At 68.7% G+C, this 15,255-nt stretch carries 14 protein-coding genes and 2 pseudogenes; 11 read left to right on the forward strand and 5 right to left on the reverse strand.

Annotation, left to right across the window (positions count from 1 at the left end; translation table 11 throughout):
* Positions 1–8: 8 nt before the first annotated feature.
* From DY240_RS31080 to DY240_RS31090, 3 genes are read right to left on the reverse strand one after another with little or no spacing between them, the layout of a single operon-like run.
* A complete protein-coding gene (locus tag DY240_RS31080) occupies positions 9–899 on the reverse strand; it encodes a carbohydrate ABC transporter permease (RefSeq protein ID WP_119663513.1) in 891 nt (296 codons plus the stop codon).
* A complete protein-coding gene (locus DY240_RS31085; protein WP_199702810.1) occupies positions 896–1,786 on the reverse strand; it encodes a carbohydrate ABC transporter permease in 891 nt (296 codons plus the stop codon). Before DY240_RS31085 ends, DY240_RS31080 begins: the two co-directional genes overlap by 4 nt.
* Positions 1,783–3,111, reverse strand: a complete 1,329-nt coding sequence (locus tag DY240_RS31090) for an ABC transporter substrate-binding protein (protein ID WP_119663514.1) — start codon at positions 3,109–3,111, stop codon at positions 1,783–1,785. The genes DY240_RS31085 and DY240_RS31090 overlap by 4 nt, the downstream gene beginning before the upstream one ends.
* Before the next feature lie 209 nt (positions 3,112–3,320).
* Here DY240_RS31090 and DY240_RS31095 point away from each other — a divergent pair, with 209 nt between their 5' ends.
* The 3 genes and pseudogenes from DY240_RS31095 to DY240_RS34275 all read left to right on the forward strand — a co-directional run.
* Positions 3,321–4,037: a GntR family transcriptional regulator gene (locus DY240_RS31095; RefSeq protein WP_119663515.1), complete on the forward strand. Its 717-nt coding sequence runs from the start codon at positions 3,321–3,323 to the stop codon at positions 4,035–4,037.
* Between the two features lie 54 nt (positions 4,038–4,091).
* A complete protein-coding gene (locus DY240_RS31100; RefSeq protein WP_119663516.1) occupies positions 4,092–5,597 on the forward strand; it encodes a glycosyl hydrolase family 28-related protein in 1,506 nt (501 codons plus the stop codon).
* A gap of 53 nt (positions 5,598–5,650) precedes the next feature.
* Positions 5,651–5,915: pseudogene (locus DY240_RS34275) on the forward strand (carbon-nitrogen hydrolase family protein); the annotation flags it as partial.
* 43 nt (positions 5,916–5,958) lie between these two features.
* Here the strand turns inward: DY240_RS34275 and DY240_RS31110 are convergent.
* Both DY240_RS31110 and DY240_RS31115 read right to left on the reverse strand, forming a co-directional pair.
* Entirely contained in the window at positions 5,959–6,489 is a 531-nt protein-coding gene (locus DY240_RS31110) for an isochorismatase family protein (RefSeq protein ID WP_119663518.1), read from the reverse strand.
* A gap of 29 nt (positions 6,490–6,518) precedes the next feature.
* On the reverse strand, positions 6,519–7,349 hold the full coding sequence (locus tag DY240_RS31115) for an MBL fold metallo-hydrolase (RefSeq protein ID WP_119663519.1): 831 nt from the start codon (positions 7,347–7,349) through the stop codon (positions 6,519–6,521).
* A gap of 75 nt (positions 7,350–7,424) precedes the next feature.
* On the opposite strand from DY240_RS31115, the gene DY240_RS31120 reads away from it, so the two are divergent.
* The 8 genes and pseudogenes from DY240_RS31120 (at position 7,425) to DY240_RS31160 (ending at position 15,238) form a co-directional block, all read left to right on the forward strand.
* The gene (locus DY240_RS31120; RefSeq protein WP_119663520.1) at positions 7,425–7,889 is read left to right on the forward strand and encodes a winged helix-turn-helix transcriptional regulator; all 465 of its coding nucleotides are present in this window, start codon (positions 7,425–7,427) and stop codon (positions 7,887–7,889) included.
* A gap of 269 nt (positions 7,890–8,158) precedes the next feature.
* Positions 8,159–8,440 carry a type II toxin-antitoxin system PemK/MazF family toxin gene (locus DY240_RS31130; protein ID WP_119663521.1) on the forward strand — a complete coding sequence of 94 codons (282 nt, stop codon included), beginning with the start codon at positions 8,159–8,161 and terminating at the stop codon, positions 8,438–8,440.
* A gap of 67 nt (positions 8,441–8,507) precedes the next feature.
* Positions 8,508–9,161 carry a GntR family transcriptional regulator gene (locus tag DY240_RS31135; protein ID WP_119663522.1) on the forward strand — a complete coding sequence of 218 codons (654 nt, stop codon included), beginning with the start codon at positions 8,508–8,510 and terminating at the stop codon, positions 9,159–9,161.
* Positions 9,162–9,320: 159 nt separating this feature from the next.
* Positions 9,321–10,283 (forward strand): AraC family transcriptional regulator, encoded by a 963-nt coding sequence (locus DY240_RS31140; RefSeq protein ID WP_233552943.1) that lies wholly within the window; start codon positions 9,321–9,323, stop codon positions 10,281–10,283.
* Positions 10,284–10,454: 171 nt separating this feature from the next.
* The gene (locus DY240_RS31145; RefSeq protein WP_199702812.1) at positions 10,455–11,480 is read left to right on the forward strand and encodes an alcohol dehydrogenase catalytic domain-containing protein; all 1,026 of its coding nucleotides are present in this window, start codon (positions 10,455–10,457) and stop codon (positions 11,478–11,480) included.
* Between the two features lie 140 nt (positions 11,481–11,620).
* A complete protein-coding gene (locus DY240_RS31150; protein ID WP_119663524.1) occupies positions 11,621–12,340 on the forward strand; it encodes a TetR/AcrR family transcriptional regulator in 720 nt (239 codons plus the stop codon).
* Between the two features lie 169 nt (positions 12,341–12,509).
* Positions 12,510–13,282: pseudogene (locus DY240_RS33635) on the forward strand (helix-turn-helix transcriptional regulator).
* A 594-nt stretch (positions 13,283–13,876) separates the two neighbouring features.
* Complete coding sequence (locus DY240_RS31160) at positions 13,877–15,238, forward strand: hypothetical protein (protein ID WP_119663525.1); 1,362 nt, start codon at positions 13,877–13,879, stop codon at positions 15,236–15,238.
* Positions 15,239–15,255 lie beyond the last annotated feature (17 nt).

The raw sequence follows: 15,255 nt of genomic DNA on the forward strand, positions 1-15,255 counted from the left end.
GTCCGTCCTCACTTCAGCGACCCCGCGATGGCGCCGCTGATGAACAACCGCTGGGTGAACACGTAGAGCAGGATCAGCGGCGCCGCCACGATGAGCGTGGCCGCGGCGAGCAGCTCCCACTGGTTGTTGCCGTACTCGCCGTAGAACGTGAACAGGCCCAGGGAGATCGTCCGCAGCTCCGGCGAGGCGAGATAGATCGTGGCGCCGATGATGTCGTTCCAGACGCCGATCACCTGCAGGATGAACACGGCGCCGAGCACCGGCTTGCACAGCGGGAAGACGAACGTCCAGACGAAGCGGAAATACCCGCACCCGTCCATGGCCGCGGCCTCGTCCAGTTCCCTGGGCAGCGACCGCAGGTACCCCATGACGAGCAGCGGGCCGACACCGAGGCCGGCGGTCATGAGCAGCATGTAGCCCAGACGGGTGTCGTACAGGCCAAGCTGCAGCACGAGCTGGAACTGGGCCACGATCGCGTTGGGCAGGAACAGCGAGATCACGAACAGCACCCGCAGCGACCGCGACCAGCGCACGTAGTTGCGGGCCACCGGGAACGCGATGAGCACGGACAGCACCGTGCTCACGGCGGCGCACACCAGCGCGTAGAGGACGCTGTTGGCGACCAGCGCGCCGAAGTTTCCCTGGGTCCACGCGTCCACGAAGTTGCCGAGGGCCAGGCTCTCGGTCAGGCCGACGGGGTCGGCGCTGAACTCGCCGGGCCGCTTCAACGCCGTGTTCAGCAGGAACAGCAGGGGCAGGACGTACAGTGCGACGACCGCCAGCGCGATCAGGTAGTTGATCAGCCGCCACGGCGACCACTGGCGCGGCCGCCGCCGCTGCTCGTCCGCGGGCCACGGCTGGAGCCGGCCGGCGGACGGGGCGTCATGGAGCACGGTCATAGCTGGGTCTCCCGCCTCCGCAGGTAGGTGAGCAGGACCAGGGCGATCACCGCGACGAGCACGAACTGGATCATCGAGACCGCGGCGGCGTAGCCCTGCTCGGACGTGCCGAAGCCGATCGAGAAGACCTTCAGCGCCAGGACCGAGGTCGTGGGCCGGTCACCCGTGAGCACGTAGATGATCTGGTACGTCTGCAGTGAGCCGACGATCGAGATGACCATGTTCGCCGTGATGGCCGGAGCCACCATGGGGATCGTCACGTGCCGCAGCCGGTGCCACGCGTTCGCGCCGTCGACCCTGGCCGCCTCGTACAGGTCGGCGGGCACCGCCATCAGGCCGGCATGGTAGATCATCATCGTCGTGCCGATGGCGGCCCAGATCTGCACGAAGATGATCAGCGTGAAGGCCAGCTTCGGATCACCGAGGAATGACGAGCTGGACCCGAACGACGACCACAGGCTCGCGGCCGGGCCGCCCGTCGGGTTGAAGACCAGCGACCAGATGAGCCCGACGATCGTGACGCCGAGCACCACGGGCATGAACACGATCGACCGGTACAGCGCGGCGCCGCGCAGCCGCCCGCTGAGCAGAACGGCGAGCAGCAGCGCCAGCGCGTTCAGAATGACCGTGACGGACAGCGCGAACACCAGCGTGCGGTTGATGACGTCGAGGTTCGCAGCCACGGCGCCCGCGGAGAAGAACCGGCGATAGTTGTCCAGCCCCACCCAGTGCCACGGCACGTTGGGCATGCCGGAGATGTCGGTGAACGACATCCCGACCACCGCGATCGCCGGCACGAGGGCGAACGTCAGGAAGAGCGCCAGCCCGGGCGCGATGCCGAGCCACGGGCCGGCTCGTCCCGCTCTCGACGAGGCGAACGGGTTCACGGCAGCGAGTCCAGTCCCACCTGCCAGTCCGCCTGCATCTTCTCCGTCAGGGCGGCCATGTCGGTCTCGGTGCCGATCGGCGCGACGTTGTCGAACGCGAACGGGTGGACGGCCAGCGGTCCCGCGTACTGGTTGCCGTGGAAGACCTGGTCCCACGACGGCGTGAAGCCGCCGGCCGGCAGGTACTGCTGGACCTCCTGCAGGACCGGCCCCAGCTCGATGTCGGGCTGCGCCGGGCCGAAGCCGGCCTCGACGACGAAGTCCTCGTAGACCTCCGGGTCGGAGTACAGCGCCAGCCACTCCCGGGCGAGCTCCTGGTTGTCCGAACTGGTCGGGATGGACAGGCTGAACTCGAGCTTGCCGGCGATGTACTGGTTGTCGTCGGCGCTGTCGCCACCGGGCAGCGGGAAGTAGCCGAACTCCAGGTCGGGAGCTGCCTCCTGGATCGCGGGGATGCTCCACGAGCCGTCGGGCAGCATGGCCGCCTCGCCGGCGGCGAACCGGGCGGGGACCGTCGCGTAGTCGATGCCCTCCCAGTGGTCCAGCGTGTGGTCGAAGATGGTCTGCAGCCGTTCCATGACGGTGACCGCCTCGGGGTCGGTCAGCGCGGCGTCGCCCTCCCAGAGACCACGGTCCAGCTCCTCGGTGTCGGGGTACAGCGACTGCACCAGCCCGTACATCGGGATGCCGGCGGGCCAGGCGTCCTTGCCGCCCATGATGAGGGCGGGCACGCCGGCGCCTTCCAGCACCTCGATGACGTTCTGGAACTCGGCCCAGGTGCGCGGCACCTCGAGTCCGTGCTCGGCGAAGATCGCCTTGTTGTAGAACACGCCGGTGACCAGGCTGGTGCCGGTCGGCACGGCGTACGACCGGCCTTCGTACTCGTAGGCCTCCATGATCTCCGGCGAGAAGTTGCCGAGGAACTCCTCGTCGCTCAGGTCGACCCAGTTCCCCGCCTGCAGTCCTTTGACCCAGTCGCTCTCCTGCTGGCCCTCGACCCAGTCGGGTAGCAGCCGCGTCCCGCCGGAGGTGGAGCCCTCGGTGATGTCGACGTCCTCGGCCATCAGCCGCGTGTTGCGGACGGTGAAGAAGTCCACGCCGGCGGCGGTGGTCAGCTCGACCCGCACGCCCGGGTTCTGCTCCTCGAACAGCTGGTTGATCTTCTCGAAGGCGCTGTCGGTCGGCGGGTTCGCGTGCACGAAGATGCGCAGGACGGTCTCGTCGGCGTCGTCGCTGGACGACTCGTCCGACCCGCACGCGCCGGCCGTCAACGCCGTCGCGACCGCGATGGCGCTCCAGACGGCGACCACACGTGGACTTCTCATGGTGCCCCTCCGATGTCGGTGGATGGCTGGCGGCCACGGGTCGCCAGGAGGACGGAGATCTCGACGCGGCGCGGCATCGTCCGATTCGCCGGCTGCGTGAAAGAGGTATAGCCCAATTATTCTGGGACCGTCAATAGCCGAGGTCGAGCATTGACGGGTGCGACGAGCACGGCTAGCTTTGGGCTAAACCACTTCGCCGGGAGCCGACCATGACCGACGCGCGCAACGCCGACCACAAGTCGGGCCGGGTCCGCTCCCACCTCGAGCGACTGATCGACGACGGGCTACAGCCCCACGACAAGCTGCCCACCGAGCGGCAGCTCGCCGACGAGCTGGGGGTCAGCCGGATGACCGTCCGGCACGCCCTCAACGCGCTCGAGGCGGATCGGCGCGTCTATCGCGTGCACGGTTCGGGGACCTTCGTCGCCGAACCCACCATCGACAAGACGATCCGCCTCACCTCGTTCACCGAGGACATGATCGAGCGAGGCATGAAGCCCGGCACGCGGGTGATCGACGTCGGCACGGAGTACGCCGGTGCCACCGTCGGCAGCAAGCTCAACCTGAGCCCCGCGGCGACGGTCGTCCGCATCCGGCGCGTGCGGCTGGCCGACGGTGCGCCGGTGTGCCTCGAGACCGTCCACCTGGACGCCGCCCGGGTGGAGGGCCTGCTCGACCGGGAGCTCTCCGGGTCGCTGTACGAGCTCCTCGCCAGCCACTACGGCACGATCGTCAGCAAGGCCGAACAACGCATCGCCGCCACGGTCCTCGAGCCGGGCGACGCCGAACTGCTCGACGTGGCGCCGTTCTCAGCGGCACTCGTCGTCGAGCGACGCACGACGGACCAGCACCTGCGGCCGGTCGAGTTCACGCGCTCGCTGTATCGCGCCGACCGGTACTCCTTCCTGATCGACATCGAACGCTGACCCGCCGCGGTCCCCCGCCAGTCACCAGTCTGATCGTTTCGCAGGAGGACACCCATGCCCACGACCCCCGTCACCGACGGCTCCGCCTCGCCGGTCAGCCGCCGGAACCTGCTCCGCACCGCCACGGTCGGCACGGGCGCCATCGCCGCCGGCGCGGTGCTGGCGCAGCCCGCCGAGGCCGCCGCTCGCCGTCGCGTGTTCGCCGCCTCGTGGGAGGACGTCAAGTCCCACGGCGCCGCCGGCGACGGCGTCACCGACGATCTCGCGGCCATCATGGCCGCCATCACCAGCGTCGACGCCGGCGGCGGCGGTGTCGTGTTCTTCCCGCCGGGCGTCTACCGCATCACCGGCCCGCTCCAGCTGGGCGACGGCAGCGACTCCGCCGTGTCGACCAAGCACCACCGGATCACGCTGCAGGGCAGCGGCCGGGGCGGTTCGCCGTCGCTGAACTTCGTCCAGAACACCGGCGCCACCGAGATCGTCTACGACGGTCCGGCGAACGCGTCCGCCGCGGCGCTCAGCCTCGAGGGGCCGCTGCACAGCATCGCCGTCTCCGACCTCGTCGTGAACGCCAACGCGAAGGCCGGCTACGCCGTCCGCGTCAACCACGTCACCGACTCGCTGTTCACCAACGTCATGGCCCGTGCGGCCACCGTCGCCGGCTGGATCCTCACCTCGCGCAACGGGTTCCCGCCCGGCTGCGTCTACGGCTGCGGCAACAACACGCTGTTGCAGTGCTGGGCCTACGACCCCGAGCCGAACGCCCACGGCATGGTCATGACGTCCGGGGTGACGGAATCGATCACCCTCACCGGCAACCCCGACGCCGCCAACAACGACGTCATCGGCGGCGTGTACTTCTACGGCGGCGGCGCCGGCACGGCCGGCTTCTACGTCCACGGCGCGGACAACAACACCGTCTACGGCGCCCAGGCCATTCCCAGCGGCGGCCGCACCGGCGGCAACTCGGTCTACTTCCAGCCGTGGTCGGGAGATCCGCGCTTCCCCCTCGAGAACGTGTTCCAGAACATCGGCATGAGCCAGCCCGTCGGGGGCACGTCCGGCACGTTCGGGAACATCTTCGTCACCTTCCAGGAGGGCGACGGCGCACCCGTCCCGATCATGCCGAGCATCACGGCGCTCTCACACCGCGGCGTCCAGGCGGCCTACGGCAAGCGCGTCTACCGCAGCCGAGACATCCAGACGGCGGCGCTGTCCGCCGCCGCGTCAGTCACCACCACGTCCTTCAGCGACGTCGCCGGCTTGGTCGTCGCACTGGCGGGTGCGATCTCCGGCTCGTCGAAGCTGCGGGTCACCTTCAGCGGCGTCGTCGAGAAGACGGGGTCCGGCACCGGTGAGCTCGCGCTGGCCCTCGACGGCACCGTCGCCGGGCACACCCTCCAGCAGGCGGCCGGCGGGAGCGGCCGGCAGAACGCCAGCGTCACGGCGGTCTTCGACGCGGCGAGCGCGAGCCCGACCCTCGCGGTCCGCGCCCGATCGAGCGACGGCACGGCGGTGACCGTCCACTCCGGGTCGATCCTGGTGGAGGAGCTCTACTAGCCGCACGGTCCGCGGCAGGCCGGTCCGCCGGTTGATGACAGAGGCGGCCGGGGCCGGCGCGTCCGTACAACAGCCTCTACGTCCTCCGACCAGGGAACCGTGGCGGCGCGCTACGACGAGCGCACGCTGTCGAACACGAAGCTCACCTATCTGTACGATCCCGGCTCGCGGCCGGTGACGTTCGAGGTCGACGGCTACCGCTTCGGCCTCGCGCTGGGCATGGACGCGCACTTCCCCGAGCTGTTCGCGTCGTACATGCGGCTCGTCGTCAACGGCGTGCTGGTGTCGTACGAGACGGGTGGTGTCCCCGGCCGCGAGACGGTGGCGACCGAGGTCCGCGAGGACGCCATCGGCCCGGTCGTCACGGTGCCGCGGTCAGCCGGACGGCGCCCGCCGGGACGACCGGCCCGAAGCGCGGCAGGTTCAGCCCGACGGCGGCGTCGTGCTCGGGTGCGGTGAGCGCCGTCATGGCGTCGGACACGAAGACGACGTCATAGCCGAGGTCGGACGCGGCGCGGGCGGTGGACTCGACGCCCAGGTTCGTCGCGATGCCGCCGAAGACGAGCGTGCTCACGCCCAGCTCGCGCAGCCGCTCGTGCAGCCCGGTGCCGTAGAAGCCGCCGATGGACCGCTTCACCACGACGACGTCGCCATCGGACACCAGCCCGGCGACCAGGTCGCTGCCGGGCGGCTGCTCGTCGACGTTCGGCCGCTCGACCCGGATGAGGACGACGGCCGCGCCGGCCGCACGGAACTCGCCGGCCAGCCGGTGCGCCGTCGCGACGACGTCCGCGCCGCTGCGGGGTGCGAGCGGCAGCCCCACGATGCGGTCCATGAGGTCGACGAGGACGAGGGCGGTGGTCGACGGGTCCAGCTCCAGCGCATCCGGCACACGGCCAACCTACCGGGGCGGCTCGATCGCTAGCCGGACGTCTCGTCGCGCTCGCTCCTTCCGGCGAGCTGCTGTCGTTGCCATTCGTACACGGCGGGCAGCCAGTCCTTGCCGAAGGTGGCCGACGGGCCGATGCGCGGGTCGTCGGGAGCACGGCCATCACGCAAGGCATGCACGTACGCCCGATCCTGGTCGATCCTCGCGCGTACCTGATCAGCTCCGCCGACGGACCCGTGACCGGGGATGAGCACGTCGACGTCGTCCGCCACGGACTCGAGCATCCGCAGTCCGACGAGGTAGTCCTCGATCGGGTGCGCGGCGCCCAGGTCCGGGAACGGCATCAGGATGTCAGACAGCATGTCCCCGGCGACGAGGACGCCGCGGTCCTCGATCAACAGCGCCGCGTGGCCCTGGGCATGCGCCGGATGCTCGATGATCCGGACTCGCGGGCCGTCCCACGGAAGCTCTGTCGTGTCGGCATGCAGCCCGGTGATGAGGCCGAACAACTCCAGCGGTATCTCCTCGGCGATCTCCGGCGGCAACTCCTCGGCGACGCGGGCCTTCCACTCCGCGTCCGCGAGCAGATCGCGCATGACGGCCGCGCAGCGCGCCGTACCGTAGCGGGGCGCCTCACCGAAGTCGGCGTGCCAGAGCACGTGATCCCAATCGGGATGGGTCGCGAACCCTGCCACGACGGGCTGTCCTGCCTTGGACACGTCGTGGGCGAGGCACGCCATCTCGTCGCCCGTGATTCCGGGGTCGATGAGCAACACGCCGTCCCGGCCGCGCACGACGACGGCGTTGTTCTGGAGTAGCTCGCTCTGGTGGACCAGCACACCCTCTGCGATCTGCCTCAGCACGGTGCCCCCTTCCGCTTGTGAGTTGCAATCGCTTGGCGAGACCGTAGTACCGAGTGGTAGTAGATTGCAAGCACTATGGGTGACGCTTCTGAGCCTCGGTCGGGGTGCCCGATCAACGCCGCCGTCGAGGTGTTCGGCGACCGCTGGAGCCTGCTCATCCTCCGCGACATCATCTTCGGAGGCCGCCGCTACTTCCGGGAGCTGCAGGCCAACTCCATGGAGGGGATCGCCTCGAACATCCTCGCCGACCGGCTCAAGCGACTCGTCGATGCGGGGCTGCTCACCCGCGAGGACGCGCGACCCGGCCAGCGGGCGCGCTACAGCCTGACCGAACCCGCGATTCAGCTCGTGCCCGTGTTCGCTCAGCTCGGCAGCTGGGGCATACGCCATCGGCCCGCGGACGCCGAGCTGCGCGCCGGCGCCGAGCTGCTCGAACAGGGCGGCCCCACACTCTGGCAGGAGATGATGGACGAGCTGCGCCGCGCGCACCTCGGCTCAGACATCTCACCTCGGTCACCGGAACGCGCGCGAGACGCCTGACCCGCGGCTCCCCTGCCGGCCGCCTTGGCATGCCTCACCGTCGCGCCGTATCGGACATATCGGACGCGGTGACGACGGCCAGCCTTGCCAAGGCGCGAACTGCACCCGCGCTCTGACGCGAAGGCGTCGGGCCTGAACCGGTCGGAGTTCGTCGAGCGGGCCGTGAGGAACGAGCACTATCGCCGACTGCTCGATCAGGTCGAGGGCCCGTCGTGGACGCCGGAGGACGACGCGCTGGCGCGCAACGTGCTCCGCATGCAGGCTGAGGCGTGAACCCCGGCGAGCTGTGGAGCCTGGAAGACGGCAACACCCGCTTGGTCCTGTCGCATCCGACCTACAACGCCTCCAAGGCGAACCTGGTCGTCACGTGTCCGGTCGTCCGCGAGCCCCGGTCGTTCCAGCCGTTCGCCGTCCCGATCAGCAACGGCCATGTGCTCGCCGACCGGCTCATGACCCACCCCCGGCACTGGCTGATCGAACAGCGCGGCGAGCTGACCGATGCCGAGCTCGCGGCAGTGCACGAGCACCTGTCGTTCCTGCTCGACCTCTGACGATGCCACCGTCCCAGGCACGGGTCGTGGAGTTGCACCCGCCACTGGGGCGTGCGCAATATATTGCATGCCCGTCCCCCAGGATGCTCAGTCGATCGGCCGGCGTCTCCTTCGCGATGACGTCTACCACCGGCTCCGCGATGCCATCGTCGACGGCACCCTGGTTCCCGGCGAGCAGCTGCGCGACGCCGAGCTGGCGGCCTGGCTCGGGGTCAGCCGGACGCCGATCCGTGAAGCACTGTTGCGCCTCGGGGAGGCGGGCCTGGTCTCGGCGCTGCCGGGGCGCTCCACCACAGTGAGCTCCCTGGACGCGCGCGATATCCGGGATGCACGAGACGTCGTCGCGGCCATGCACCAACTGGCCGTCCGCGAAGCCGTCGGCCACCTCACCGATGCCGACATCGAGGCGATGCGCGAGGCCAACGCCCGATTCCGCGCCGCGATCGAGGACGGCGACATCGAAGCGGCGCTGCGCGCGGACGACGACCTGCACAACGTCCCCGTGGCGGTGGCGTCGAACCGGGCGCTGACGACTGTTCTCGACCAGTTCACCCCCGTACTCCGGCGGGCCGAGCGCCTTCGGTTCTCGTCGCTGGACGGACAGGCTTCGGTGGCGCGGCACGACGAACTCATCCGGCTGTGCGAGCTCGGCGACGCAGAGCGCGCCGCCGAGCTCGCCTTCGGCACCTGGAACACCTTGTCGGCCGTCAGCGAGGAGTGACCGCGAGGCTCGTCCCGCACGGTCTCTATCATCGATATACTGAGGTCTATCAGAGCGATACAGTGCGCGGGCTCGGCATCACACCGCGGTGACCCGCGTGCGCTCACGCGATCGCCCCGCACTCCTGACGAACGACCCCAGGGGTGACCCGTGACGTCTATGGACCTCTCCGGCGAGACGAGGCCCGCTTCCCGTGGCATCGCCGGCGCGCTGATGGCGCTGACACCCGACATCGGCCCCAACAAGTCCGACTGGCCGGGTCTGACGACCTACCGATTCGAACGCCCGCAGCCGGCTCAACGGGGTGAGGTGCATTCGTTGTCGCTGTGCTACGTCGTCCAGGGGCGAAAGCGATGGATCATCGACGGTTCCGAGTACATCTGCGAGCCCTCCGACTATCTGCTGTTCGCGCGCGGGATGAGGTTCGAGTCCGAGATCCTCGAGGCGACCGCCGACCGGCCGTACCTGTCGTTGGTGCTCCAGGTCGACCCCGCCGTCGTGGGTTCCGTGTCGGTCGACCTGGCCGATCGGCGGGCGATGCCCCCGCGACCCACGCGGGGACGAGCCGCAGCGGCGGCCGCTCGTGTCTCGCCTGCGGATCAGGAACTCGAGGGCGCGATCCTCCGCTTCCTGCGGGCACTGGCCACCGCCTCCGACCGTAAGGTGCTCGCTCCCTTGTATCTCCGCGAGGCCGTGTACCGGTTGATGCGAGCCGAGCAGGTGTCCCGGCTGCTGCACGCGGCCGTCGTCGAGCAGGAGAGCACGCCGGTGTCCGAAGTCATCCGGTATGTGCGCGAGCACTTGTCCGAACCGCTCACGGTGGCCGCCCTGGCGCGGCACGCGAGGATGAGTTCGTCGACTCTGACGGCAAAGTTCACCGAAGCCACCGGCATGGGACCGTATCAATTCGTGAAGCGAATGCGACTGGACCGCGCCGGCGCATTGCTGATGCAGGGCAACCTGAATGTGAGCGAGGTGGCACGCCGCGTCGGTTACGTCAGCCTGTCGCATTTCATCAACGAGTTCAAGCGTCATTTCGGTACCACACCACGCCACTATGCGGCGGCGCAGCGCGACACCGTGGCCATGCGGGTGGACCAGGCCACCGCACAGCCGTCATGACCGTCGCCCGATCGAAATCGGCAACTTTCTCGGTCGAATATGGCTAGGCACGGTTCCGCTCCAGTTCTTACCGTGGGCGTTGATCCGGTGTCGCCTGGGGCCCTACTCGGGCAGCGAAAGTCGTGTGCATTCAGGCTTGCGGCCTGATTGCCAGAATGGAGTCGCGAAAAGATGACGATGAAAGCTGTGATCGTCCCTGAGGTGAAGGCCGCGTGGGAATTGCACGAGCGTCCCGTCCCCGAGCCCGGTCCGAAGGAGGTCCTGGTGCGCATCCACGCGTGCGCGATCTGCGGGACGGACCTCTGGCTGGCGCACGGAGTCCTGTCCTTTCGAGAGTTTCCTCTGCTCATGGGCCATGAGGGCGTCGGCGAGGTCGTGGCCGTCGGCGCGGGTGTCACCGAGCGCAAGGTCGGCGACCGTGTCGGGATGCCGATGATGCAGAAGCGGTGCGGGGCGTGCGCCTTCTGCCGCGAGGAGCACCCGAACAGCTTCGTCACCGCCGGCAATTGCGCCAACCCGACGTTGACCGGCGTGAACGTCGATGGCGCGTTCGCCGAGTACCTGGCCACCGACGTCGGCGGGACGGTGCTCCTGCCGGACGGCCTCTCGTACGAGGACGCCGCGCCGACGCTCTGCGCCGGCTACACCGTGTGGGCGGGTATCCGGCGGGCCGACGCCCGGCCGGGCGCGCGGGTGGCGGTGGTGGGCCTCGGTGGCATCGGCCACTTCGCCGTGCAGTTCGCGAAGGCCGTCGGCTACCACGTCATCGTCGTGACCAGGACGCCCGACAAGCACGAACTCGCTCGCGAGCTCGGCGCCGACGACGTCGTCGCCGACGGCGCGGCGCTCGAGGAGATCGGTGGCGCCGACGTGATCCTGCACACCAGCAGCTCCCACGCGGCCGTCATCGACGCCATGACGGGCCTGCGTCCGTGGGGCAAGGTCGTGCTCATGGGCATCGGGCTCGACGACCTCGCGATCCCGGCGCTCTCACTCACCACGCACAGCCACCAGATCATCGGATCGGCACACAACGGCCTCGAGTACCTGTCCGAAGCCCTGGACATCGTCGCAAGCGGCCGGGTCAAGCCGATGACCGAGCTCTTCGCCGTCGAGCAAGCCAACGACGCCTACGAGAAGGCCGCGGCCGGAGAGGTCCGGTTCAAGGCCGTCGTCACGTTCGGTCTCGATTCCTGACGCATCGGGCGCAGCGCTCGCGTCGCCTCGAACGGCACCGATCGGAGGCCAACCGGCCCGGCTGGCCTCCGATCGTTCGAGCACCGTCACCGGCAACGCGCTGCTATAACGGAGCTATAGCCGCGGGTAGATTGCGGGTCATGGACACGCGTCAGCGCATCATCGAGGCGACCGCCGAGCTTCTTCGGTCCGCCCAGCCAGGCGGAGTGTCCACCCGCGACATCTGCCGAGCCGCGGGCATCACACCACCGACGCTGTATCACCACTTCGGCGACAAGGAAGGGCTCTACGACGCCGTCGCCGCCTACGGGTTCGACACCTACCTGAACGGCCGGCGGTCGCTCTCGCACTCCGCCGATCCCGTCGAGATCCTGATCTTCGCCTGGGACGCGCACATCGAGTTCGGCCTGACACACCCGTCTCTCTACACGCTCATGTTCGGCAGTGGCCGCACCGACGCCGACACCCCCGCGGCGCTGAGGTCACGGTCGATCTTCACCGACATCCTGGCCCGAGTGGCCCGAGCCGGCCGTCTGCGCATCGACATCGACCAGGCGACACTGGTCCTGGAGGCCGCCGTGGTCGGAACCACGCTGCAGGCGATCCGCAGCGGACACGACCCAGCGGTCGCCGCCCACCTCCGTACGACCGTGCTCGCCTCCCTCGTCACGGGCATCGCCGGCGACAACGTCGACGCCACGCTGACCAGCGCGGCCAGTCAGCTTGCCGCCAGCTTGGACGAGGCCGACGGGTCCGTCCTCAAGCCTGTCGAGATGGCGCTGCTGAAGGAGTGGCTGCGCCTTCTCGCCACCGCGACCGTCGACCCGCGCGTCAGATCCGTTGCGCGGGAATCCACCTGAAGCATGGCGCCGACGACGCTCACGACCGGCGCGCGAAGCGACCTTCGCGGGCCCCGCGTGGAGCGAAGGAGCGACTGAAGGACTGCCCGGAGCGGACGAGTTGCCGAGCCGGCTGTAGCCGCGTCGACTCATATCCGCGAAGTGCCGCAGGAACGCCGATCGCCGCCGGGTGCCCGGGTTGCGCCGTGAAGAGGTCGCCACCCTCGTCGGTGTCTCCACCGACTACTACGTGCGCCTCGAGCAGGGGCGAGGGGGCCGCCCCAGCGAACAGCTCCTCGATGCCATCGCACGGGCGCTCCTCCTCGATCGCACCCAACGAGTCCACCTGTACGACCTCGCACGGCATCGTCCACGGCGCGGCCGTCGCCTACCGCCGGAGCGCATGCCGGAACCGACACGCGACTTCCTCGGCACCCTCGTCGTTCCGGCGCTGGTGATGACCCGGACGATGCAGGTCATCGGCTGGAACCCACTGGCGGCCGCCGTGTTCGCCGACTACGGCGCGCTACCCGAGCAGGAGCGCACTCCGCTCGTCTGCTGTTCCTCGATGAGGACGTCGCCGCCCGCCACCGCGACTGGGAGGCCTCGGCCCGTGGCACGGTCGGCATCCTGAGAATGACCGCCGGCGAAGAGCCGGACAATCCCCAGCTGGCCGCCTTGGTCGGCGAGCTTGCCGTTCGGAGCGAGAAGTTCAGGCACCTGTGGGCAGAGCACCACGTCTTCGAGAAGTCGACCGGTACCAATCTCATGAGACATCCCGAGGTGGGCGACATCGACCTCACCTACGTCGCCTGGACAACCCCCGCCGCCGCGCGGCAAATGCTGGTCACCTACATGCCGCAGGATTCGGCCTCGGCTGAGGCGCTGCAGATCCTGGGATCGATGACGGCTTCGTACCCGTCGGGAGAAGTCGATCACCGCAACGCCAGAAGGCGGCCATGACCGCAGGGGTGTTGACGCTGACGCCAACTGTTGGCGCTGGTGTCAACACACCCGGACCGTACTCGCCCACCCTCGGCCCACGTGCCGGCGGTCAGCCCGCTCCGGCCCGGGACCACGGCGACGGCGCCGCGGTCGACCAAGTCAGCTGAGTGGGCCCCGGAACGAGGTGCGATCGGGCTGATGTCCGACAAGCGGCTGCAGCTCATGCCAATGAGATCAAGGCTCCATTCAGTTCACGTCGAGATTCATCCCATGCTTCCCTATTGACACCCGCAGCCAGGGATCGGTAACGTAAATGCAACGGAGTTAATACGTATTAGATGCGTTGGCTTGTCGCTCGGACAAGCCGGCTGAACCCGCGGCGCAGCTCGCGCCGCGATTGGATTTCGATAGACCTTTCTCGTATCGCGCTTTGTCATCGGGACGCATCCTGGAGGTAGCGCCATGCATCGAAGCTCGAGTTCCCGTAGTGCGATTTCGCGGCGCCGGTTCGTGCAAGCGGGCGGAGCCCTGGCCGCTACCCCACTTCTGGGTGGAGCCGTGACTCGAACGGCCGCGGCGACGCGGGTGACTCGGCCATCGGATGCGCCTGTCGTGGTTCATGAGCTGTTCGCTGACGACCTGCGTTTGGCGACCAGCTCCGGTTTCGAGCGGGTCGTCATCCCAGCGACCAGGCTGGACCATCCGGTCGTCGAACCCGAGAACGGCCGACCCTGGGAGGCGAACGGCACATACCTCTACGGCACGGTCCTCCCGGACGAGGACGGCGGCGGTTACCGCATGTGGTACAACCAGAATGGCATGCTTTATGCGACGTCCGAGGACGGCATCCACTGGCACAAGCCGGCGCTCGGGCGGTATGTCATTGACGGGCAGGACACCAACTACGTCTTTCGACGTTCGCCGTTCACGCTCAATTCCGTGCTTTACGAGCCGGACGATCCCGATCCGAGTCGGGCCTATAAGTGCTTGTTCTCCACTGGTCAGCGCAACTTCGGCGTCGCGTTCTCCCCTGACGGGTTCTCCTGGTCGGAGCCCGATGGCAATCCGCGGCTTGCTTTCGGCTCCGAGGTCGGAAATGTGGTGCGAGATCCGCTGACCGGCGAGTACCTCGGTTACCTGCGGAGGCAACTGCCGAGGCTCGAGGTGGACGGGTTGGAGGGACGACGCCGTGTCGGCCTGTCGACCAGCACCGACTTCCTGGCCTGGTCCCCACTCCAGGCCATGATCAACCCGGACCAGATCGACGACGCGTGGGCCACCGAGGACTGGCACCGCGGTGAGTTCTACGGCATGGCTGGAGCGCCGTACGGTTCGCAGTACATCGGCCTGTTGCCCGTCTTCCGGGTGACCGACATCTACCGGCCTCCCGCACCCGGCCAGTCACCTTACGAGGGCCCCATCCACTGCGAGTTCATCAGCAGCCGCGACGGGCGCACCTGGCAACGCTGCTCCGACCGGTCACCGGTCATCCCCAACGGGCCAGCCGGCAGCTACGACGCCGGCGCCATCATGAACGTGGCCAACACTCCGGTTCTCGTCGGCGACGAGATCTGGTGGTACTACACCGCCATCAACACCACTCACGGCGGCACCCGGCCACCGAAGAACATCACCATCGGGCGTGCTGCTTGGCGACGCGATCGCATGGTCGGACTGCGATGCGGTGCCGGAAACGCGACCCTGGAGACAACCGACATCGTGCTCGGCGAGAACAGCGGACCCGCTCGGCTCTTCGTCAACGCCGACGTGACCGGCGGCGCCCTGAGGGTCGAGCTGTGCCAGCCGAACGGTCGGCCGCTGCCCGGCTACGTCGGCGCCCGTCTACGCGGAGACAGCCTGCGCCACGAGGTCGTCTGGCCCAACGGGGAAAGGCGTCTTCCAGACGATGTCCCCTTCCGAATCCGATTCCGCGGCGCCAGGGCGACCCTGTTCAGCTACGTGGTCGAGGCCTGAATTCCTGAGGGCGCGGC

Source organism: Jiangella rhizosphaerae (assembly GCF_003579925.1).
Classification (GTDB): Bacteria; Actinomycetota; Actinomycetes; order Jiangellales; family Jiangellaceae; genus Jiangella; species Jiangella rhizosphaerae.

Coding starts and splice junctions, on each gene's coding strand:
- DY240_RS31080 (WP_119663513.1), bottom strand. CDS start 899: ATGACCGTGCTCCATGACGCCCCGTCCGCCGGCCGGCTCCAGCCGTGG.
- DY240_RS31090 (WP_119663514.1), bottom strand. CDS start 3,111: ATGAGAAGTCCACGTGTGGTCGCCGTCTGGAGCGCCATCGCGGTCGCG.
- DY240_RS31095 (WP_119663515.1), top strand. CDS start 3,321: ATGACCGACGCGCGCAACGCCGACCACAAGTCGGGCCGGGTCCGCTCC.
- DY240_RS31100 (WP_119663516.1), top strand. CDS start 4,092: ATGCCCACGACCCCCGTCACCGACGGCTCCGCCTCGCCGGTCAGCCGC.
- DY240_RS31120 (WP_119663520.1), top strand. CDS start 7,425: ATGGGTGACGCTTCTGAGCCTCGGTCGGGGTGCCCGATCAACGCCGCC.
- DY240_RS31135 (WP_119663522.1), top strand. CDS start 8,508: ATGCCCGTCCCCCAGGATGCTCAGTCGATCGGCCGGCGTCTCCTTCGC.
- DY240_RS31140 (WP_233552943.1), top strand. CDS start 9,321: ATGGACCTCTCCGGCGAGACGAGGCCCGCTTCCCGTGGCATCGCCGGC.
- DY240_RS31145 (WP_199702812.1), top strand. CDS start 10,455: ATGACGATGAAAGCTGTGATCGTCCCTGAGGTGAAGGCCGCGTGGGAA.
- DY240_RS31150 (WP_119663524.1), top strand. CDS start 11,621: ATGGACACGCGTCAGCGCATCATCGAGGCGACCGCCGAGCTTCTTCGG.